The 21,263-nt window shown below is 71.0% G+C and carries 17 protein-coding genes, 1 pseudogene and 2 riboswitches; of the genes and pseudogenes, 5 read left to right on the forward strand and 13 right to left on the reverse strand.

The window, feature by feature from the left end; translation table 11 throughout:
- Positions 1–26: 26 nt before the first annotated feature.
- Entirely contained in the window at positions 27–461 is a 435-nt protein-coding gene (locus ACTB72_RS13430) for a thiol-disulfide oxidoreductase DCC family protein (protein WP_463037507.1), read from the reverse strand.
- 86 nt (positions 462–547) lie between these two features.
- On the opposite strand from ACTB72_RS13430, the pseudogene ACTB72_RS13435 reads away from it, so the two are divergent.
- Both ACTB72_RS13435 and ACTB72_RS13440 read left to right on the forward strand, forming a co-directional pair.
- Positions 548–1,951 (forward strand): annotated as a pseudogene (locus ACTB72_RS13435) (NAD-dependent succinate-semialdehyde dehydrogenase); the annotation flags it as partial.
- A 189-nt stretch (positions 1,952–2,140) separates the two neighbouring features.
- Complete coding sequence (locus tag ACTB72_RS13440; protein ID WP_463037508.1) at positions 2,141–3,367, forward strand: MFS transporter; 1,227 nt, start codon at positions 2,141–2,143, stop codon at positions 3,365–3,367.
- 83 nt (positions 3,368–3,450) lie between these two features.
- Here the strand turns inward: ACTB72_RS13440 and gcvP are convergent, their stop codons facing one another.
- The 5 genes from gcvP to ACTB72_RS13465 all read right to left on the reverse strand — a co-directional run bounded on the left by gcvP (position 3,451) and on the right by ACTB72_RS13465 (position 12,396).
- A complete protein-coding gene (gene gcvP, locus ACTB72_RS13445; protein ID WP_463037509.1) occupies positions 3,451–6,294 on the reverse strand; it encodes an aminomethyl-transferring glycine dehydrogenase in 2,844 nt (947 codons plus the stop codon).
- Between the two features lie 20 nt (positions 6,295–6,314).
- Entirely contained in the window at positions 6,315–6,677 is a 363-nt protein-coding gene (gcvH, locus tag ACTB72_RS13450; protein ID WP_463037510.1) for a glycine cleavage system protein GcvH, read from the reverse strand.
- 10 nt (positions 6,678–6,687) lie between these two features.
- Positions 6,688–7,848: a glycine cleavage system aminomethyltransferase GcvT gene (gene gcvT, locus ACTB72_RS13455; RefSeq protein WP_463037511.1), complete on the reverse strand. Its 1,161-nt coding sequence runs from the start codon at positions 7,846–7,848 to the stop codon at positions 6,688–6,690.
- A 51-nt stretch (positions 7,849–7,899) separates the two neighbouring features.
- Positions 7,900–7,974: riboswitch (glycine riboswitch) on the reverse strand.
- Between the two features lies 1 nt (position 7,975).
- Positions 7,976–8,070, reverse strand: a riboswitch (glycine riboswitch).
- Between the two features lie 69 nt (positions 8,071–8,139).
- A complete protein-coding gene (locus ACTB72_RS13460) occupies positions 8,140–11,244 on the reverse strand; it encodes an efflux RND transporter permease subunit (protein WP_463037512.1) in 3,105 nt (1,034 codons plus the stop codon).
- Positions 11,245–11,256: 12 nt separating this feature from the next.
- Entirely contained in the window at positions 11,257–12,396 is a 1,140-nt protein-coding gene (locus ACTB72_RS13465) for an efflux RND transporter periplasmic adaptor subunit (RefSeq protein WP_463037513.1), read from the reverse strand.
- A gap of 443 nt (positions 12,397–12,839) precedes the next feature.
- On the opposite strand from ACTB72_RS13465, the gene ACTB72_RS13470 reads away from it, so the two are divergent.
- The 3 genes from ACTB72_RS13470 to ACTB72_RS13480 all read left to right on the forward strand — a co-directional run bounded on the left by ACTB72_RS13470 (position 12,840) and on the right by ACTB72_RS13480 (position 14,817).
- Positions 12,840–13,358: a CoxG family protein gene (locus ACTB72_RS13470; protein WP_463037514.1), complete on the forward strand. Its 519-nt coding sequence runs from the start codon at positions 12,840–12,842 to the stop codon at positions 13,356–13,358.
- Between the two features lie 154 nt (positions 13,359–13,512).
- Positions 13,513–13,992: a (2Fe-2S)-binding protein gene (locus ACTB72_RS13475; protein WP_463037515.1), complete on the forward strand. Its 480-nt coding sequence runs from the start codon at positions 13,513–13,515 to the stop codon at positions 13,990–13,992.
- Positions 13,993–14,019: 27 nt separating this feature from the next.
- Complete coding sequence (locus tag ACTB72_RS13480) at positions 14,020–14,817, forward strand: FAD binding domain-containing protein (RefSeq protein ID WP_463037516.1); 798 nt, start codon at positions 14,020–14,022, stop codon at positions 14,815–14,817.
- 284 nt (positions 14,818–15,101) lie between these two features.
- Here the strand turns inward: ACTB72_RS13480 and lpxK are convergent, their stop codons facing one another.
- The 7 genes from lpxK to ACTB72_RS13515 form a co-directional block, all read right to left on the reverse strand.
- Complete coding sequence (gene lpxK / locus ACTB72_RS13485; protein ID WP_463037523.1) at positions 15,102–16,121, reverse strand: tetraacyldisaccharide 4'-kinase; 1,020 nt, start codon at positions 16,119–16,121, stop codon at positions 15,102–15,104.
- A 2-nt stretch (positions 16,122–16,123) separates the two neighbouring features.
- Positions 16,124–17,434, reverse strand: a complete 1,311-nt coding sequence (locus tag ACTB72_RS13490) for a 3-deoxy-D-manno-octulosonic acid transferase (RefSeq protein ID WP_463037517.1) — start codon at positions 17,432–17,434, stop codon at positions 16,124–16,126.
- Positions 17,431–18,201 carry a lysophospholipid acyltransferase family protein gene (locus tag ACTB72_RS13495; RefSeq protein WP_463037518.1) on the reverse strand — a complete coding sequence of 257 codons (771 nt, stop codon included), beginning with the start codon at positions 18,199–18,201 and terminating at the stop codon, positions 17,431–17,433. Before ACTB72_RS13495 ends, ACTB72_RS13490 begins: the two co-directional genes overlap by 4 nt.
- 27 nt (positions 18,202–18,228) lie before the next feature.
- Entirely contained in the window at positions 18,229–18,471 is a 243-nt protein-coding gene (locus tag ACTB72_RS13500) for a DUF4170 domain-containing protein (RefSeq protein ID WP_463037519.1), read from the reverse strand.
- Positions 18,472–18,616: 145 nt separating this feature from the next.
- The gene (locus ACTB72_RS13505) at positions 18,617–19,525 is read right to left on the reverse strand and encodes a cytochrome c (RefSeq protein ID WP_463037520.1); all 909 of its coding nucleotides are present in this window, start codon (positions 19,523–19,525) and stop codon (positions 18,617–18,619) included.
- Between the two features lie 4 nt (positions 19,526–19,529).
- Positions 19,530–19,976 carry a c-type cytochrome gene (locus ACTB72_RS13510; RefSeq protein WP_463037521.1) on the reverse strand — a complete coding sequence of 149 codons (447 nt, stop codon included), beginning with the start codon at positions 19,974–19,976 and terminating at the stop codon, positions 19,530–19,532.
- A gap of 192 nt (positions 19,977–20,168) precedes the next feature.
- A partial coding sequence (locus ACTB72_RS13515) for a COX15/CtaA family protein (protein WP_463037522.1) occupies positions 20,169–21,263 on the reverse strand: 1,095 nt, incomplete at its 5' end.

Here is a 21,263-nt window from a genome sequence, read left to right on the forward strand (position 1 = left end):
ACCGTCCTGTCATGAAGTGGGGGCGCTTATCTCGCGGGCGGGTCGAGGATGAACCGCGTGCGGTCGGTGGGTGAAGGAACCATGCAGGCCGCCTTCTTGCCCATCAGTCGGTAGCGGTTGGCGGCGAGCCAGTCATAGGCGGCGTCTGCGGGACCCCGGGGCAGGCGGTCGATAATGGCCAGCCAGCGCCAGGGAGGCTTCAGTCGCCTCAGCAGGGCGCCGATGGCGGCGGTCTTCTCCAGCGCGCGCCCGCCGTCGAGGAACAGGAAGCTGGCCGGATTGTCGGGATCGATCCCATGGGCGGCGGCCAGCTGGCGGCCATAGGGCGACTGGATCGGCGTGAAGCGGATGACGCCTTCGGGGTCCAGCTTCAGGACGATGGCGACCGATCCCGAGCAGAGATTGCAGACGCCGTCGAACAGCCACAGACCGTCGGGCGCATCGGGCTGGACGCCCGTCATCCGGCGTCCAGGCATTCGCGACGCAGAGCGCGCAACGCGTCCGGAACGTCGCGGCGCATCAGGCCGCTGAGGACCGAGACCGGCACGGCGAATGGCGCGGCGGCGCCGAGGGGCGCACCATCGACGTGCTCGACCCCGCCACCGACGAGGTGATCGGCACGGTGGCCCACGCCACCAAGGTCGACCTCGACGCCGCGCTGAAATCCGCCAAGCTCGGCTTCGCGACCTGGTCCAAGGTCTCGGCCTATGAGCGCGCCAAGATCATGCGCAAGGCCGCCGACAACCTGCGCGCCAACGCCGACGCCATCGCCCGCATGATGACCTTCGAGCAGGGCAAGCCGCTGGCCGAGGCCAAGGGCGAGACCATGGCCGGCGCCGACGTCATCGACTGGTTCGCCGAAGAGGCCCGCCGCACCTACGGCCAGATCATCCCGGCCCGCGCGCCCGGCGTGATGCAGATGGCGATCAAGCTGCCCATCGGCCCGGTCGCGGCCTTCACGCCGTGGAACTTCCCGATCAACCAGGTGGTGCGCAAGCTGTCCGCCGCGCTCGCCGCCGGCTGCTCGATCATCGTCAAGGCGCCCGAGGAGACCCCGGCCTCCCCCGCCGCCCTGATCCAGGCCTTCGTCGACGCGGGCGTGCCCAAGGGCGTGATCAACCTCGTCTACGGCGTGCCCTCCGAGATCTCCGAATACCTGATCCCGCATCCGGTGATCCGCAAGGTGACCTTCACCGGCTCCACCCCCGTCGGGAAAATGCTCTCGGCCCTCGCCGGCCAGCACATGAAGCGGGTGACGATGGAGCTCGGCGGCCACGCGCCCGCCATCGTCTTCGACGACGCCAATCTCGACATGGCGACCAAGATCCTCGGCATGTCCAAGTTCCGCAACGCCGGGCAGGTCTGCGTGTCCCCGACCCGCTTCCTGGTGCAGGAGAAGGCCTACGACAAGTTCGTCGCCGACTTCACCGCCATGGCCAAGGGCATCAAGGTCGGCAACGGCTTCGCGGCCGACACCACCATGGGCCCGCTCGCCAATGAGCGCCGCATCCCCGCGCTCGACGCCCTGATCGGCGACGCGGTGGAGAAGGGGGCCGAGCTCGTCGCCGGCGGCTCGCGCATCGGCAATGTCGGCAATTTCTTCGAGCCGACGGTGATCGCGGGCGCCTCGCTCGACAGCCGGATCATGAACGAGGAGCCGTTCGGCCCCGTCGCCATCATCAACCGGTTCAAGGACCTGGACGAGGTGATCGAGGAGGCCAACCGCCTGCCCTTCGGCCTCGCCTCCTACGCCTTCACCGGCTCCCAGGCGACCGCCGACGCGCTCGGCCGTCAGGTCGAGGCCGGCATGACCACGATCAACCACAACGGTCTCGCCCTTCCGGAAGTGCCCTTCGGCGGCATGAAGGACTCGGGCTACGGCACCGAGGGCGGGTCCGAGGCGATCGAGGCCTATCTGATGACCAAATTCGTCACCCAGGCCGCGATCTGATCCGATCCGGCCGCCCCGCGGGGCGGTCGGGCCGACGCTGACGACCAGGACGCCCGGCGAATCTCCCGCCGGGCGTTTCGCGTTGCGGGCGTCATTTCCCGGGACGGGGGTGGAGAATGACGCTTGTCAGCCGAGGGGAAGGGCGATTATTCCGTAAGGCCGACTGAACAACCTTCCCGGGAGCCCGCCATGACCCACCCCGCGCCGACGCCGGCCCCGCACCCCTATCGCTGGGTGATCGTGGGGGCGGCGGCGACCATCCTCGCGGTGTCGATGGGGATGCTGGTCAACGGGCTGTCGGTGTTCTTCCTGCCGCTGGAGATGGCGTTCGGCTGGGCGCGCGGCGACATCGCGCTGATCAACACCGCGGGCCTCGCGGGGCTCGCGACCGGGGGCGTGCTGATGGGCCGGCTCTCGGACCGGCTCGGGGTGCGGCCGGTCTGCGTCTTCGGGGCGGCGTCGCTGGGGGCCTGCCTGCTGGCGGCCTCGCAGGCCGAGGCCCTATGGCACTTCTACGCCCTCTTCTTCCTCGCCGGGGCCTTCGGGGGCGCCGCCTTCTTCGCGCCGCTGGTGGCGTTGGTGGGGGCGTGGTTCGTGACCGGGGCGGGCATGGCCATCGGCATCGCCTCGGCCGGCCAGGCGCTGGGCCAGGGCGGGATCCCCTTCGTCTCGGCCCTGCTGATCGAGTCCCTCGGCTGGCGCAGCGCCTTCGGCGTGCTCGGCGGCCTCTCCCTCGCCGTCCTCGTGCCGCTGGCGCTGCTGACCCGCAACCCGCCCGCCTCCGCCGGCGCGGGCGGGCCCGCCGCGCCCGAGGCTCCGGCCACGCCCCTGCCCCACCGGCTGGTGGTGGCGGCGATGTGCGCCGCGGTGCTCGGCTGCTGCACCTGCATGTCGGTGCCGCTGATGCATCTCGTCCCCTACATGCAGGGTTGCGGCATCGGCGCGACCGAGGCGGGCGGAGTGATGCTCGCCATGCTCTGCGCCGGCATCGCGGGGCGGCTGTTCTTCGGCCAGCTCGCCGACCGCATCGGGGGCCTGCGCGCCTACATGGCCGCCTCGGCCTGGCAGACGGCGATGGTGTTCGGCTTCACCTTCTTCCAGGAGCTCGACGGGTTCCTCGTCTACGCCGTGCTCTACGGCTTCGGCTATGCGGGCGTGATGACCGGGGTGCTGACCTCGGCCCGCGCGCTGACGCCGGCCTCGAAGCGGGCGGGCGCGATGGGCGCGATCCTCGCCTTCGGCTGGATCGGGCACGGGACCGGCGGCTGGGTCGGTGGGATCCTCTACGACGTCACCGGCAGCTACCAGGCGACCTTCGCGCTGGCGGCGTTGGCCGGGGTGGCCAATCTCGTCATCGTCGGCTCGCTGGCCTTCGGCATCCGCCGCGGGCGCGCCCGGGCCGTCGCTTACGCCTGAGGCCCGCGAAAAAGGGGCGAGCCCTGCGGCCCGCCCCCTTGTTCACGCCTGAGACAACCGTCTCAACCTGAATCGGCTCAGCCCTATTCCGCCGCCTCGGCGTAGCTCTCCATCGGCGGGCAGGTGCAGATCAGGTTGCGGTCGCCGAACACGTTGTCGACCCGGTTCACCGGCGGCCAGTACTTGTCGACCCGGAACGCGCCCGGCGGGAAGCAGGCCTGCTCGCGGCTATAGGGCCGGTCCCAGTCGCCCACCAGATCCTCGACCGTATGCGGCGCGCGCTTGAGCGGGTTGTTGTCCCGGTCCAAGGTCCCGTCCTCGATGGCCTGCGCCTCGGCCCGGATCGCCAGCATCGCGTCGCAGAAGCGGTCGAGCTCGGCCTTCGGCTCGGACTCCGTCGGCTCGATCATCAGGCAGCCCGCCACCGGAAAACTCATGGTCGGGGCGTGAAACCCGCAATCCATCAGCCGCTTGGCGATGTCGTCGACCTGCACCCCGGCGAGGTCGACCAGGGGCCGCACATCCAGGATCAGCTCATGCGCCACATGCCCCGCGGGGCCCGCGTAAAGCACCTGATACGGTCCCTGCAGCCGCGCCGCGATGTAGTTGGCGTTGAGGATCGCCACCCGCGTCGCCTGGGTCAGCCCGGCCCCGCCCATCATCAGGCAATAGGCCCAGGAGATCGGCAGGATCGAGGCCGAGCCCCATTCCGACCCCGACACCGCCCCCGCCCCGGTCACCGGATGCCCGGGCAGATAGGGCGCGAGATGCGCGCGCACCCCGATCGGCCCCATCCCGGGCCCGCCGCCGCCATGGGGAATGCAGAAGGTCTTGTGCAGGTTGAGATGGCTCACGTCCGAGCCGATGTCCCCCGGCCGCGCCAGCCCCACCATGGCGTTGAGGTTGGCGCCGTCGAGATAGACCTGCCCCCCCGCGTCATGGGTGATCTTGCAGACCTCGCGCACCGTCTCCTCGAACACGCCATGGGTCGAGGGATAGGTGATCATGCAGGCCGCGACCCGCCCCTCATGCTTCGCCGCCTGCGCCCGGAAATCGTCGAGATCGATGTCGCCGTTCGCAAGCGACTTCACCGGCGCCACTTTCCAGCCGACCATCTGGGCCGAGGCCGGGTTGGTGCCATGCGCCGAAGTGGGGATGAGACAGACGTCGCGCTGCGCCTGACCGTTGGCCTTGTGATAGGCGCGGATGGTCAGCAGCCCGGCGTATTCGCCCTGCGCGCCGGAATTGGGCTGCATCGACATCGCATCGTAACCCGTGGCGTCGCAAAGTTTTTCCGACAGGTCCTTCACCAGCTCCGCATAGCCCGCCCGCTGCTCGGCGGGCGCCTGGGGATGGATGTTCGAAAACTCCGGCCAGGTGATCGCCAGCATCTCGGCCGTGGCGTTCAGCTTCATCGTGCACGACCCCAGCGGGATCATCGAGCGGTCGAGCGCGAGGTCCCGGTCGGCCAGACGCCGCATGTAGCGGGTCATCTCGGCTTCGGCCCGGTTCATGTGGAACACCGGGTGGGTCAGGTAGTCGCTCCGCCGGATCAGCCCCGCCGGCAGGCGTGGCTCGGGGGCCGGGCCCTCGACCTTCATCGCGCCGCCGAAGGCCCGGAACACCGCCTCGATATCCGCGTCGCGCACCAGCTCGTCGAGCGTGATGGCGATGCGGTCAGGGCCGACGGCGCGCAGGTTCACGCCCTCCGCCGCCGCCGCCCGGACGATCACGCCCTGAAGCGCCCCGACGGCGACCAGCACGGTGTCGAAGAAGGTCTCGGGCCCGACCTCGAAGCCGAGCCCCTCCAGCCCCGCGGCCATCCGGACCGCCTTCAGATGCACCCTCTGCGCGATGGCCTTCAGCCCCTGCGGCCCGTGGAAGACCGCGTACATCGAGGCCATCACCGCCAGCAGCGCCTGCGCGGTGCAGACGTTGGACGTGGCCTTCTCGCGCCGGATATGCTGTTCTCGGGTCTGCAGCGCCAGCCGGTAGGCGCGGTTGCCGCGCGCATCGATCGACACGCCGACGATGCGGCCCGGCAGCGCCCGCTTGTGCTCGTCCCTGCAGGCCATGTAGGCGGCATGCGGCCCGCCGCAGCCCATCGGCACGCCGAAACGCTGGGTGGAGCCGACGGCGACGTCGGCCCCCATCTCTCCGGGGCTTTTCAGCAGGGTCAGCGCCAGCGGATCGGCGGCGACCACGGCCAGCGCCTTCGCGGCATGCAGCGCCGAGATCTCGTCGGTGAAATCACGCACCGCGCCGTTCACGCCGGGATACTGGAAGAGCGCGCCGAACACCGTCTCGGGCGCGAGGGTGTCGGGGTCGCCCACGATCACCTCGATGCCCAGCGGCTCGGCCCGCGTCTTCACCACATTGATGGTCTGCGGCAGGCAGCCGGCATCGACGAAGAAGGCGCCGGCCTTCGACTTCGACTGCCGGCGGCACAACGCCATCGCCTCGGCGGCGGAGGTGGGCTCGTCCAGCAGCGAGGCGTTGGCGATATCGAGCCCGGTCAGATCGCTGACCATCGTCTGGAAGTTCAGCAGCGCCTCGAGCCGACCCTGGCTGATCTCCGGCTGATAGGGCGTGTAGGCCGTGTACCAGGCCGGGTTCTCCAGAATGTTCCGCTGGATGCAGGGCGGCGTCACCGTGCCGTGGAACCCCTGCCCGATCATCGAGACCATGACCCGGTTCTTCAGCGCCGTCTCGCGCAGCCGGAACAGGACCTCGCGCTCCGACAGCGCGGGCCCGAAATCCAGCGGCGCCTTCTGGCGAATGACCGAAGGCACGGTGGCGTCGATCAGCGCGTCGAGGCTGCCGACCCCGATGGTCGCCAGCATCTCCTTCATCTCCGCCGGGGACGGGCCGATATGGCGCCGGTTGGCGAAGTCATAGGGATCGTAGTCGGTGAAGGCGAAGGGCATGGAAGTTTCGTCCTGGGGGCTCAATCGATCATGGCCTTGTATTCGTCCTCGTCCATGAATTCGTCGAGCGCGCCGACATCTTCGATCTTGATCTTGAAGAACCAGCCCTCGCCCATCGGATCTTCGTTCACAAGACCAGGGGTGGCCACGATCTTGGCGTTGATCTCCACGATCTCGCCTTCCAGCGGCGCCGCGATGTCGGAGGCGGCCTTCACGGATTCGATGGTCACCACTTCGGCGCCCGAGACGACTTCGGAGCCGAGTTCAGGCAGCTCGATGAACACGATGTCGCCGAGCTGCTCGGCGGCGTGCTCGGTGATGCCGACGGTGACGATGTCGCCATCGAGGTCGAGCCATTCGTGGTCTTCGGTGTACTTGGTCATGGCGAGGATCTCAGCGCTTGTAACGATGGGGGACGAAAGGAAGCTCGGCGACCAGCGCCGGCAGCCGCTTGCCGCGGACCTCGCCGAAAAGGCGGGTTCCCGGTGCGGAAAGTTCGGTCGGCACGTAGCCCATGGCCATCGGGCCGCCGAGCGTGGGGCCGAAAGCGCCGGAGACGACGGCGCCGACCGGCGTCTCCGCGTCTTCGGAGGCGTAGATGGCGGTGGGGGCGCGCATCGGGGCGCGGCCCTCGGGCAGCAGGCCGACGCGCAGACGGGCGGGGCCGGTTTCCAGCTCCGCCAGAATGCGCTCGGCCCCGGGGAACCCGCCCTCGCGGGCCCCGCCCCGGCGCCGGATTTTTTGAATCGCCCAAGGCAGCCCGGCCTCGACCGGCGACGTCGTCTCGTCGATGTCGGAGCCATAAAGACACAGCCCCGCCTCCAGCCGCAGGCTGTCGCGAGCGCCGAGCCCGGCCGGCGCGACCCCCGCCTGCTCCATCAGCGCTTCCGCCACGCCTTCGGCCCGGTCGGCGGGGATCGAGATTTCGAACCCGTCCTCGCCCGTATAGCCGGACCGCGAAACGATGCAGGGGACGCCGGCCATCGCCGTCTCGATCACGTCCATGAACTTCATGTCGCGCACTTCGGCGCCGATGGCCGCCGCCGCGGCCTCCGCCTGGGGGCCTTGCAGGGCGATCAGGGCGCGGTCGTTCAGCTCCTCGATCACGCAAACGTCCGACAGATGCGCCCGCAGATGCGCGAGGTCATGGTCCCGGCGCGAGGCGTTGACCACGAGGAACAGGTGATCGCCCCGGTTCGCCACCATGAAGTCGTCCAGAATCCCGCCCGAGGGATCGGTGAACATGCCGTAGCGCTGACGGTCGACGCCCAGCCCCGCGACCGAGATCGGGGCCAGCCGCTCCAGCGCCAGGGCCGCATCCTCGAGCTTGCCCGACCAGGGCCGCAGGATCGCCTGGCACATGTGGGAGACGTCGAACAAAGCCGCGCCTTCGCGGGCGGCGGCGTGTTCGCGCAGGATGCCCGAGGGGTATTGCACCGGCATCAGCCAGCCCGCGAAGGGCACCATGCGCGCGCCGAGGCTTTCATGCAGGGCGGCCAGGGGCGTGCGCGCCAGCGCCTCGCCCTGCCCGTCGATATCGCCGTGATCGTTCATTCAGCCCCCAAGTCGATGCGCAGCGCCGGGCGCGGGAAACCCGCGTCCGCAACCGCCCCCGCTGTCCTTTCGCCTGAGATCGCTATCCCTTCGGCGGGCGCATATGCGCCTCTCTCCAGCGTTCCGATCGACCCCGCCGGTCCTTTCGCCTGAGAGTTTCCGGGGCGGTTGCTCCTTCGGCCCTGGCGATTTGGCGTCGCCAGCGTCTCCCAACGGGTTTGCGTCAGCCTAGTCACGGGCCATCGCCCGCGCAAGAGGCGTTGTTGCAGTGCGGCGCGGCGTCCTGCGCGCCTACTCCGCCGGCGCGGTCGGCTCGCGATGGGCGAGCGCGGCCTCCAGTTCTTCCGACACCGCGCCGCGGGACCGGGTGTGGCGCACCATCAGGTCGTAGAGCACCGGGGTCAGGAACAGGGTCAGCAGGGAGGCGATGCCGAAGCCGCCGATGATCACCAGTCCGATCGCCGCCCGCGCCTCCGACCCCGCGCCCGAAGACCAGACCAGCGGCAGCGCGCCGAGCAGCGTCGAGATCACCGTCATCGCCACCGGACGCAGCCGCGCCACGGCGCCCTCCAGCGCCGCGTCGCGGACCGAAAACCCCTCGTCGCGCAGCTGGTTGGCGAATTCGACGATCAGAATCCCGTTCTTGGCCATCAACCCGATCAGCAGCACCAATCCCACCTGCGTGTAGATGTTGAGCGACTGGTCGAAGGCCCAGAGCGTCGCCATAGCCCCGGCGAGGCCCAAGGGCACGGTCAAAAGGATCACCAGCGGGTCGATGAAGCTTTCGAACTGCGCCGCCAGCACCAGATAGACCACGAGGATGGCGAAGACGAAGGTCCAGACCGCGCCGCCCGAGGTCTCCTGGAACTCCCGGCTCTGCCCATCGAAGGCGATCTGCGCTTCGGCCGGCAGCACGCGGGCCGCCGTTTCCAGCACCGTGTCGACCGCCGCCCCGAGGTCGTAGCCCTCCTCCAGCGCCGCCGAGATCTCGATGGACGGCAGGCGGTTGTAGCGCGAGAGTTCGGGCGAGGCCGCCCCTTCCGACGTGCGCACCAGCGCCGAGACCGGGATCAGCGCGCCGGTGGAGCCGGAGCGCACATACATCGCGCCCAGATCCTCCGCGGTGCGCCGGCTCTCCTCCTTGGCCTGCAGGATCACCGGGTATTCGCGGCCACGCTCGATCCAGCCGGTGACCTCGCGGCCGGCGAAGAAGGTCTGCAACGTGGCCCCGATATCCTCGATGGAGACGCCGAGATCGTCGGCCAGCGCCCGGTCGACCTCGATGCGCAATTCGGGCTGGGTCTCCTCGTAATCCGTCTCGACATTGCGCAGGCCAGGCTGATCCGACAGCGCCTCGAGCAGGGTCTTGGACCATTCCTGCACCGACAGGAAATCCGGCCCCAGCACCTTCACCTGCAACGGCGTTCGCGAGCCGCGCAGGCCCAGTCCCGACGGACTGATCGGAAACGCCCGCGCGCCCGGCAGCGACGACACCGGCCCGACCAGCGACGCCACGATCTCCTGACTGGTCCGCGTCCGCGCCTTCCAGTCGGTCAGCCGCACCACCACGAAGGCGCGATGCGTCTCGCCCCGGAAACCGATGATCGAATAGATCCGCGCCGCCTCGCCGGTGTCGAGGAGCGGCAGCAGCTTCTGCTCGACCTGCGCCACTTCGCGGTCGGTATAGGCGACGGTGGCCCCCTGCGGCGCGGTGACCGCGACGAAGAACACGCCGCGGTCCTCCTGGGGCGAGAGCTCGCGCGACAGCTGGCCGTTGAGCCAGAGGGCCGATCCTGCGATGGCGAGCGCCGCCGCCAGCACCACGATCGGATAGCCCATCGCGCCGCGCAGCGTCCGGCGATAGCCGCGCTCGATTGCGCCGAAGACCCGGTTCACGCCCCGTTCCAGCATCCCGCCCGACCCCTGGCGCAGCACCCGGTGGCACAGCACCGGGGTCAGGGTCAGCGCCACGAAGGTCGAGAAGAGCACCGCCACCGCCATGACGATGCCGAATTCGGTGAAGAGCCGCCCGACCTGCCCGTCGAGGAACGAGATCGGGATGAACACCGAGATCAGCGTGATCGAGGTGGCGAGCACCGCGAACACCACCTGATCCGACCCCCGCAGGGCCGCGGCCGCCGGCGGCTCCCCCCGCTCCACCCGCCGCTGGATGTTCTCCAGCACCACGATCGCGTCGTCGACCACGATGCCGATGGCGAGGATCAGCGCGAAGAGGGTCAGAATGTTGATCGAGAACCCGAAGGCATGGATCCCCGCCACCGCCCCGATCAGCGCCACCGGGATCACCACCGCCGGCGCCAGCGTGGCGCGGGGCGAGCCGAGGAACACGAAGATCACCAGCACCACCAGCCCGACCGCGATGACCAGCGTCTTCACCACCTCCTCGATCGAGGACTGGATGAACACCGCATCGTCGGAGCTGACGAAGATCTCCATCCCCTCGGGCATCGAGGCGCGGATGTTCTCCAGCTCCGCCCGCACCGCTTTCGAGATGGCGATGGTGTTGGCCTGGCTCTGCCGCTGCACCGACAGGCCGACGGAGTTGCGCCCCTCCGACCGCACGATGGTCTCGTCATTCTCCGAGCCCACGGCGACGTCGGCGATCTCGCCCAGCCGCACCGGGGTCCCGTCGACCACCGACACCACCAGCCGGCTAAAATCCTCGGGATCGTCGAGCCGCGTCGCCGCGCGCACCTGGAATTGCCGCCAGAGCGAGACCACGTCGCCGGCCGGCAGCTCGACATTGCTCGCGCGCAGCGCCGCCGCCACCTCGGTCGCGGTCAGCTTGCGCGCGGCCATCGCGGCGGGGTCGAGGTCGATGCGGATCGCGTAGCGGCGCTGGCCGTTGACCGCGACCGAGGCGACGCCGTCCAGCGTCGCCAGCCGGTCCACCACATAGCGCTCGGCGTAGTCGGTCAGGCGCTGGGGATCGTGCCGCTCCGACACGATGCCGAGCCGCATGACCGGATCGCTGTCGGAATCGTTCTTGTAGACCCGCGGGTCGTCGGCCTCGTCAGGCAGCTGGGCCACGATGCGCCCGACCGCGCCGCGGATGTCGTTGGCGGCGTCGTCGATGTCGCGCCCGGTGGCGAAGGTGACCACCACCCGGCTGTCGCCCCGTTCGGACGAGGAGGCGATGCGGTCCACGCCCGCCACCCCCGCCACCGCGCTTTCGACCACTTCGGTGATCTGGGTGTCGACGACGGAAGGCGCCGCACCGCGCCAACTGGTGGAGATGGTCACCGTCGCCGCGTCCACGTCCGGCAGCTCGCGCACCGGCAGGCGGGTCAGCGACACCAGGCCGATCACCACGATCAGCAGCGACAGCACCACCGCGAAGACCGGACGGCGGATGAAGAAGCCTGGAAACGACATCGCGCGCCCCCGTCAGCCGGCGGAGCGGGCAGGCGCGGGCGGGACGGTCCCCGGCGCGGCATCGGTCGCGCGGGCCTCGGGGCGCAGCGCGCCTTCGGTCTGCAGCACCTTGGCGGGCGCGCCGTCGCGCACCTTCTGCACGCCGCGCGTCACCACCCGCTCGCCGGCGACGAGGCCGGTGAGGATCTCGGCGCTCCCCGCCCGGCGTCCGCCCACGATCACTTCGCGCCGCTCGATCCGGTCGTCGGCGTTCAGCACGAAGACATGGACGGTCCCCGCCTCGGTCACCAGCGCCTCTTCGGGGGCGATCACGCCTTCGCGGGAGTCGAGCACCAGATCGACCTGCATGAAGGCCCCGGCCGGCAGCCGCAGGCCGGAATTGGGGAAACGGGCGCGGACCCGGAAGGCGCGCGACACCTCATCCACCCGCCGGTCGATGGCCAGCACCTGGCCGTTGAATTCCTCTCCGGGGAAGATCGCCGTCGTGGCCCGCACCGCGTCGCCCTGCGCCACCTCGCCGAAGAACCGCTCGGGCACCGCGAATTCCACCTCCAGCTCGGAGATGTCGTCGAGCGTCGCGATATTGGCGCCGGACGACACCACCGCCCCGGGATCGATGGAGGCGAAGCCCACCACTCCGTCGAAGGGCGCGAGCAGATAGCGCGCGTCGAGATCGGCCTCCGCCGCCGCCTGGCGGGCGCGGGCGCGTTTCACCAGCCCGTCGGCCACGTCATAGGCCGCGCTGGTGACCCGGCCCTGCTCCCGCAAGGTTTCGGCGCGCTCGTAATTCGCCTGCGCCTCTTCCAGCGACGCGGCCGCCTCGGCCAGCGCCGCCTGCTCGGCCGCGTCCTCGAGCCGGGCCAGCACCGCCCCCGCCTTCACCGCGTCGCCATCCCGGAACAGCAGCTCCGACACCCGCCCGGTATCGGTGAACCTGAGCTCGACCGAGCGCAGCGCCCGCCCGGTGCCGATGGCCGAAACCACCCGTTCCACGTCGCCTGCGCGGGCCTCGGCCACCACCACGCCGACGGGCGGACGGGCGCGGCTCTGCGCCTCGCCCGCGGGATCGTCGGCGAACTGGGTCTGGATCGCCCAGGCCGCGCCTCCGGCGAGGACGGCGAGCACGACGATCTGGCGGAAAATGGAGGCCATGCGCTTCCTTGCGTCGGTCTCGGAACAAAGTCGGCCCCGGCGCCGCCGCCCCCCGGGAACGGCGGCGCCCGAGGTCCGTTCACCGAACAGAACGCGGTCCCGCCCGCGCCCGCAAGCGGATTCGCGCGCGTCACGTTCAACACTCCGGCGCCCGGGCGGAGCGCCCCGCGCCGGGCGGCCGCCCCCGGAACCACGCCGCATCCGCAGGGTTGTTTTCGCGGCCCTCGCCTCGACTTTCGGTGGATGTCGCTTCGGGCGCCGCGCGAAACGGCCCGCCCCCGGCGGGACTCCCCGTCTCCCGGCGATCTTTCCGGCGCGCCCCGTGCGACCGTCCGACATAAGACGACCTTGGGGGTTGCGCCCGACCCGCCCGAAGCGCTTATCTGTCGCCGGGGCGCGACCATGTCCGCCGCCCCGGCCCCCGAAGCCATGGGAGAGCGGAAGTGGAGCTCAAGGGAACGCGCGTCATAGCGGCCCCGCGCGCGGCCGTCTGGGCCGCGCTGAACGATCCGGAGGTCCTCAAGGCCTGCATTCCGGGCTGCGAAAGCCTCGAAGGCAGCCCCGAGGAAGGGTTCGCGGCGACGGTCACCCAGAAGGTCGGCCCGGTGAAGGCCACCTTCAAGGGTCAGGTCACGCTCGAAGACGTGGTCGCGGGCGAAAGCTACAAGCTGGTCGGCGAAGGCAAGGGCGGGGCCGCGGGCTTCGCCAAGGGCTCCGCCGCCGTCACGCTGACCGACGTGGCCGAGGGCACCCAGCTCGATTACGACGCCGACGCCAAGGTCGGCGGCAAGCTCGCGCAGCTCGGCTCCCGCGTCATCGGCGGCTTCGCCAAGTCCACCGCCGACAAGTTCTTCGACCAGTTCCAGAAGGTGGTCGAGGGCGTGGACGAGGCCGGCGTCGACGCGACGCTCGACAAGCCCGTCGAAGAGAAGCGCAGCTGGCTCAAGCGCATCACCGGCTGACCCCGGTCCACCCGAACCGAGCCCGGACCAAGAAGGACCCCGCGCGACCTCGCGCGACCCGAAAGACGCCACGACAGGACCCGCGCGCGCCGACGCGCTACGAACATCACCCGCGCGCGCCGACGCGCGACGAATTTCAAGGGAGGGATCGGCGATGCCGACGATTTCGATGACCGTGAACGGCAAATCCGTCAGCGCCGAGGCCGAGGGCCGCACGCTGCTGGTGCAGTTCCTGCGTGAAACGCTGGGCCTGACCGGCACCCATGTCGGCTGCGACACCTCGCAATGCGGGGCCTGCGTGGTTCATGTCGACGGCCAGTCGGTGAAGGCCTGCACCATGTTCGCCGCCGAAGCCGAGGGAACGGACGTCACCACCATCGAGGGCCTGGCCCCCGGCGAGGGCGAGCTGCACCCGATCCAGGCCGCCTTCCGCGACAATCACGGCCTGCAGTGCGGCTTTTGCACGCCCGGCATGGTGATGACCGCCGCCGACCTGCTCAAGCGCAACGCCAACCCGACCGAGGCCGAGATCCGCGACTATCTCGAAGGCAATCTCTGCCGCTGCACCGGCTACCAGAACATCGTCAAGGCGATCCAGGACGCGGCCGTCCGCATGTCCGCCGCCGCCGAATAAGCCAGCGCCAGGCAGGAGAGCCAAGCCATGTACGCATTCGAGTTCGTGAAGCCCGCCACGCTCGCCGAGGCCATCGAGGCGCTGAAGGCCGAAGAGGCCCAGCCGCTCGGCGGCGGTCAGACCCTGATCCCGACCCTCAAGCAGCGCCTCGCCCAGCCCGGCTCGCTGGTCAGCCTGACCGGGATCCCCGAGATGGTCGGCGTGACCGTCGCGGACGGCGTGGTCGTGGCCAAGGGCGCCACCACCCACGGCGCGATGGAGGCGGCGACGGCCGAGGCCTTCCCGGCCCTTTCCGCGCTCGCCGGCAATATCGGCGACCCGGCCGTGCGCCATCGCGGCACCATCGGCGGTTCGATCGCCAATAACGACCCCGCCGCCTGCTGGCCCGCCGCCGCGCTCGCCTGCGGCGCGACGCTGGTGCTGACCGGCCCCGAGGGCGCGCGCGAGATCGCGGCCGACGATTTCTTCCAGGGCATGTTCGCCACCGATCTGGGCGAGGGCGAGCTGGTCACCGAGATCCGCCTGCCGATCCCTGCGGCCGCCAACTACCAGAAATTCGTCCAGCCCGCCTCGCGCTTCGCGATGGTCGGCGTCTTCGTGGCGAAGTTCGCGGATGGCGTCCGCGTCGCGGTCACCGGCGCCTCCGAAGAGGGCGTGTTCCGCTGGACCGAGGCCGAAACCGCGCTGAGCGCCGACTTTTCCGCCGCCGCGCTCGACGGGCTGACCGTGCCGGCCGAAGGCATGATGAGCGACATCCACGCCGCCCCCGACTATCGCGCGCATCTGGTCAAGGTGATGACGAGGCGGGCCGTCGCCGCCGCCTGAGGCGCTTGCCCGACCCAGACCTGCCAGGCCCCGGCGACCCGCGCGCCGGGGCCGATTTTTTTTCCGGGCCCCGCGACGGAACCCGGCCCGGGCGGCGTGCAGCGATGAAATCAGGCGCGAGCCGAGCAGGCGCCGGCTTGCGCCCCCCAAACTTGCGACCCCCCAAAAAAACGGGGCGCACGCGCGGAAAAGTCAGGTTTCCCGCACGTGCGCCCCGGATTGTCGTGACGGACGAAGTCACGACCGAGGGACCTTGAAAAGGTTGGCGAAGCTCGCGGCGGAGGTCAGGCCGAATTGCGTCCATTTGGGGGCAGCGTCGTTTTCGACAGCGTTCGTTCGAAATCGGCCTGCCCGACCAGCCGCAATTCCACCGGAAGCGGCATCGCCTTGCCGCGAAAGGCCGGCGGCAGGCGCATGGCGTCCTTCTCGGTGGTGACCAGCCGCGCGCCCGCCGCCGCCGCCTCCGCCTCCAGCCGCCGCAGGGCGCGGGGCGCGAAGGGCGCGTGGTCGGCGAATTCATGGGCGGCGACCAGCGTCGCGCCGAGCCCGCGCAGCGTGGCGAAGAACTTCTCGGGCCGCGCGATGCCGGCGAAGGCCACCACCCGCTCCGTCGACCAGTCGATGCCGATGTCGCGGGCGCGGACCTCGCCCTCGATCACCGGCAGGGTTTTCAGAGCGGGCCAGCTCTCCAGCAGGTTTGCGCGGGCGTGGGCGGGCCCGATGGCGAGCACCAGGTCGGCGCGGGCGAGGCCGGCTGCCACCGTTTCGCGCAACGGCCCCGCCGGAATCGGCCGCCCGTTGCCGAACCCGGCCTCGGCGTCGACCACCAGAATCGAAAGATCCTTCGCCAGTCCCGGGTTCTGGAACCCGTCGTCCATCACCAGCGCCTGCGCGCCGGCGGCGACCGCGGCCCGGGCGGCCTCGGCCCGGTCGCGGCAGACCCAGGTCGGCGCGAAGGCGGCGAGCAGCAGGGGCTCGTCGCCCACCGCCTCGGCCCGGTCGCAGGCGAGGTCCACGCGGTGCGGCGCCCCCGCCCCCGCCGAGCCGCCATGCCCTCGGCTGATGGCGTGGGCCTCGACCCCGAGCTCGGCCAGCGTCTGCAGCACCAGGATCGCCGAGGGCGTCTTGCCCGCCCCCCCCGCGGTCAGGTTGCCGAGACAGATCACCGGAACCGGCGCACGCCAGCCCGGCCGCGCCACCCGGCGCGCGGTGGCCGCGGCGTAGAGCGCGCCGATGGGCGAGAGCAACCGCGCCAGCCAGCCCGGCGCGTCCGGCGGTCGGCTCCAGAACCCGGGCGCGGTCAGCTTCACGGCCGCGCCTCCGCCGGCAGCAGGTCGAGCAGCGCGTCCCGCGTCATCTCCAGCGCGCCGCGCCCGTCGCCGAGCGCGCCGCGCGCGGCATCGACCAGATCCTCGCGCGCCGCATCGTCCCCCAGCAGCCCCGCCACCGCCTCCGCCAGCGCCGCGGCGCCCGAGACCTCCATCGCGCCCCGCGCGGCGCGGAGCGCGGCGTAATCCTCGGCGAAATTCGCCACCAGCGGCCCATGCAGGATGGCGGAGCCGAGCGCCGCCGGCTCATGCGGATTGTGCCCGCCGACCGGGACGAAGGAGCCGCCGACGAAGCTGACCGGGGCGAGGCGGAACCACGCCCCCATCTCCCCCAGCGTGTCGAGCAGATGCACATGATCCCCTGGCCCCGGCGCCTCGCCGGCCCCCCGGCGCGAGACCCGCAACCCCATGGCGCGCAGGGCCTCGGCGATCTCCGGCCCCCGCTCGGGGTGGCGCGGCGCGACCAGCGCGATCAGGCCCGGCAGGCGGGCGGCGGCGCGGATCTGGGCGCGGGCGACGATCTCCTCCTCGCCGGGATGGGTGGAGGCGGCCAGCCAGCAGGGCCGCCCGGCAAGCGCCAGCGCCAGCCCCGCCCGCGCCTGCGCCCGGTCCGGCGGCGCGGCGCCGGCCTTCAACGAGCCCGCCACCCGCACCCGATCCTCCGGCGCCCCCAACCCGGCCAGCCGCTGCGCCACCGCGCCATCCTGCGCCAGCAGCACATCAAAACGCCCGAGCAGCCCCGCGATCATTCCCGGGGCGAAGCGCCAGCCGCGGGTGGATTTATCGGAGATCCGGGCGTTGACCAGCGCCAGCCGCGCGCCGCGCGCCGCGGCGCCGCAGACCAGCCCCGGCCACAGCTCGCTTTCCACCCACACCCCCAGATCGGGGCGCCAATGGTCGAGAAACCGGTCGATGGCGGGACCCGCATCCACCGGCACGAATTGATGGATCACGCCGGCGGGCAGCCGCTCGGCCATCAACCCGGCGGAGGTGACGGTGCCGGTGGTCACCAGCACGCCCAGATCCGGCCGGGCGGCGTGCAGCGCATCGATCAACGGCAGGGCGGCGAGGGATTCCCCCACGCTCGCCCCATGGATCCACACCAACACCCCCTCGGGACGGGGCCGCGAGGCCCGGCCAAGGCGCTCCCCCAGCCGCGCCGGATCCTCGCGGCCCCGCCGGACCCGGCGCGCCAGCAGCCGCCGCAACCCCGGCTCCGCCACCCGCGACAGCGCCAGATAGAGCCCCAGCGCGACGGAACGCGGCGGGCGCGCGACGCGGAGGCTCATGCCCCCGCCGGCGCCGGCTCGGGACCCGAGCCGGAAACGGGAAACGGATCGGGATCAGGCTCGATCGGCTTGCGGCCCACCATCGCGTCGGCGCGGGCCGAGACGAGGATCAGCGCCGCCTCGATCTCCCGTCGGAAGGCGTCCTGCGCCTCGGGCCCTTCGGCTTCGGGCGGTTGCATCGGCGGGCCGAACACCTTGGCGCCGCGCCCGAAGGGGAACGGCAGGATGAACCGGTCCCAGGACCCGAGCACCCGCCCCCCCGCCATCGCATAGGCGAAGGGGATCACCGGCACGCCGGTCGCCATCGACAGCGCCGCCACCCCGGGCTTGGCGCGCATCCGCGGCCCCCGCGGCCCGTCCGGCGTCATCACCAGCACCATGTCCTGCGCGGCCGAGAGGCGACGGATCGCCTCCACGGTCATCACCGTGCCGCCCTTGTTCTTCTCGGGCTTGAGCTTGTTGCCGGCCGAGCCGCGCAGCACCGTGGCCCCGAACCGCTCCACGCACCGCGCGATGATCTCGCCGTCGCGATTGGCCGAGATCAGGGCCAGCACGTTCATCCGCCCGGCTTTTTCGGACGGCACCATCAGCAGGCGTCCATGCCATACCGGCACGATCCACCGGCCCCTGGCGCTGCGGATCAGCGCACGGGCCTCGGCCCCCTCGACCTGCCAGCGGGTGGTGAGCCCGACCAGCCGGATATAGCCCGCGCCCAGACGGGCCACGAGACTGCGCAGCAGGGGATTGGCCCGGATTCTCCGAAGCATGATCGCGCGCGCGGGCGAGGCCCGCGCTCAGCCCAGCTTTTCGGTGGGGGAGTCCTTCTTGCCCTCGTCCTGCAGGCGATGCAGGTGGGCGATGAAGTAGCGGCTGTGCGCGTCGTCGACGCTGCGCTGGGCCGCGGCCTTCCAGGCGGTGAAGGCGGAGGCGTAATTGGGAAAGATGCCGACGATGTCGATCTTGTCGACATCGGCGAACTCGTTGCCCGACGGGCTGACGAGCTCGCCTCCGAACACGAGGTGAAGCAGCTGCGCCATGGTAGCCTCCCGAGATTGCCGCGGATGGGGCCGTCGCGTGGGGCGTAGACCGCGCAGGGGCGGGTCGTCAATCGCCACGGTTGCCGCGGAGGGGCCGAATCCGGCCCGATCGTTCGAATGCCGCGCAGATTTCCGCCGCCACGGTTCAATTCGCCGGCGGGATCGCCTTGAGATAGGCGGCGATGTCCTCGCGGTCGCGCGCCGGCAGCTTCGCCGTCTCCGCCACCACCGCGGCCATCGAGCCGCCGACGCTGTCATAGCCCGGGGTGAAGCCGCTCTCGAGGTAATAGGCGATGTCGCCCTCCGACCAGTCGCCGAGGCCGCTGGGGCTGATGTCGGGGATCATGCCCGGCCCGTCCGGATTGGGCCCGCCGCCCATCCATCGGCTGAATTCCGGCCCGCCGAGCGCATCGCGCGGGGTATGGCACTCCCCGCAATGGCCGATGCCCTCGACCAGCCGGCGCCCGCGCTCGGCCGACTCCGAGAGCCCCGCCGTCACTACCCAGGCCCGGTCGAAATAGAGCAGCTTCCACCCCCCGACCGCGGCGCGGACCGAGAACGGGAAGCTCAGATCATGCGGTTTGGACGGCGTGGGATCGGCCGGCAGCGTGCGCAGATAGGCGAGCAGGTCCAGCGCGTCCTCCACCTTCATCCGCCCATAGGACGCCCAGGGGAAGGCGGGATAGAGATGCCGCCCCTCCGGCCCCACCCCGCGCAGGAAGGCGGAGGCGAACTGCTCCGGCGTCCAGCCGCCGATGCCCGCCTCCGCGTCCTGCGAGATGTTGGGCGCGAGGAACGTGCCGAACGCCGTCTCGAAATGCCGGCCGCCCTTCAGCACCCGGCGCGCCTCGCCCGTCGACTCCGGATCGGCATGGCAGGACGCGCAGCCGCCGAGCTGGAACAGAAGCTCGCCCCGCGCCTCGGCCTCGGCGTCCGGCGCCCAGCCCTCCGGGATCGCCGCCACCGAAATCGGCCGTGGCGCGGTCACCCACCAGGCGGTGACGAAACCGGCCGCCGCGAGCAACGCGACGGCCAGGAGCAGGCGCAGCAGCATCGGATCAGTTCTTCTTCACGCGGTAGCCTTCGTGGCAGCTCTTGCAGTTGGCGCCGACCAGGCCCATCGCCTGCTTCATGCCGTCCGCATCGGCCGGGGCCAGCGCCACGGCGGCGGTGGTGTCGGCGAGGAACTTGGCGACCGCGGTCTCGAACCCGGCCGCATCGCTCCAGATCTTCGGCCCGGCTTCGGATTGGGCGGTCTCGGAGCCCTCGGGGAACTGGTCATGGAAGCCGAGCGCCACCGCGTTCATGGTGCGCAGCGCGCCCAGCACGGCGCCGGCCTCGAATTCGGCCTCGCCCTTGGCGATCTTGCCCATCACGCCCATCGCGGCGCCGACGTCCTTCATCATCGCCTGTCGCACCGCGACCTTGTCGGACAGCGCCGGCGCGTCGGCGGCGGAGGCTGCGCCGAGACCGGCGACCAGCGCCGCGCCGAGGGCTGCGGTCATCAGAGAAAGCTTCCTGGGCATGAGCTTGGGTACTCCCTGTCATTCATTTCCGCACCGGCAACCGGGCGACGGCGGAGGCTAGCATGGCGATGCCGTCGGAACAGCGACATTTGCGCCCGCACGGGGCGCGGGCCGCTCACGAAACCGCGACCGTGTCCCGCATGGAAACCCCTTGTCCGGGGCCGGGCCGCCTCAGCGGGCGCCGCGCGCGATCCGCTCCTCCCGCGGCCAGCCAGCCTCGTGGCGCGCCCGCAGCGCCAGCGCGAACAGGGTCAGCGCGCCGACCTGATGGATCAGCGACAGGCCGAGCGGGGCCGCATGCATCACCGTGGCGATCCCCAGCGCCATCTGCGCCAGCAGCATCGCCATCACCCAGTTCGCCCGCCGGCGCATCCCCGCATGGGGCCCGCACCGCATCCGCCACCAGAAGACGGCGCCGAGCAGGAACACCGCGTAGCCGAGCATCCGGTGATTGAACTGCACCAGCGCCGGGTTCTCGAAGAAGTTGGTCCAGAGCGGCACGTAGCCGAAGGATTCCGAGGGCAGGAACTCCCCCCCCATCAGCGGCCAGTCGATGTAGCCGCGCCCGGCGTCGATCCCCGCGACCAGCGCGCCCACCAGGATCTGGGCGAAGATCGCGACCGAAAGCCAGCTGGCGAAAGTCATCGCGCCGCTCAGCCGACGCCGCCGCGCCTGCAACAGCTCCGCCCCCGACAGGCGCACCGACCAGGCCAGATGCATCAGCAATCCGAAAATTCCGAAGGCCAGCCCCAGATGGGTGGCGAGCCGGTAGGACGCGACGTCGACCCGCGCCCCCTCCAGCCCCGAAGACACCATCCACCAGCCGATCGCCCCCTGCAGCCCGCCGAGCGCGCCGGGAAGCACCAGCTTCCAGGTCCAGCCCGCGGGAATCTGCCGGCGCGCGAGAAACCAGAAGAACCCCGCCGCCCAGACCAGACCCACCAGCCGGCCGAGCTGCCGATGCCCCCATTCCCACCAGTAGATGAACTGAAAATCGCCCAGCGTCATGTCCGGACGGATCAGCCGGAATTCGGGGATCTGGCGGTATTTTTCGAATTCCGCCAGCCAGTCGGCGTGGTTGAGCGGGGGGATGGCGCCGGTCAGCGGCTTCCATTCGGTGATCGAAAGGCCGCTGTCGGTCAGCCGGGTCAGCCCGCCGACCATCACCATCGCCGCCACCAGGCCCGCCAGGATGAAGAGCCAGACCGCGATGGCCCGGCGGGCGGCGCGCCTGCGGGCGTCGGCCTCGCCGGGACGGGGCGCGGG

The organism is Albimonas sp., assembly GCF_055129145.1.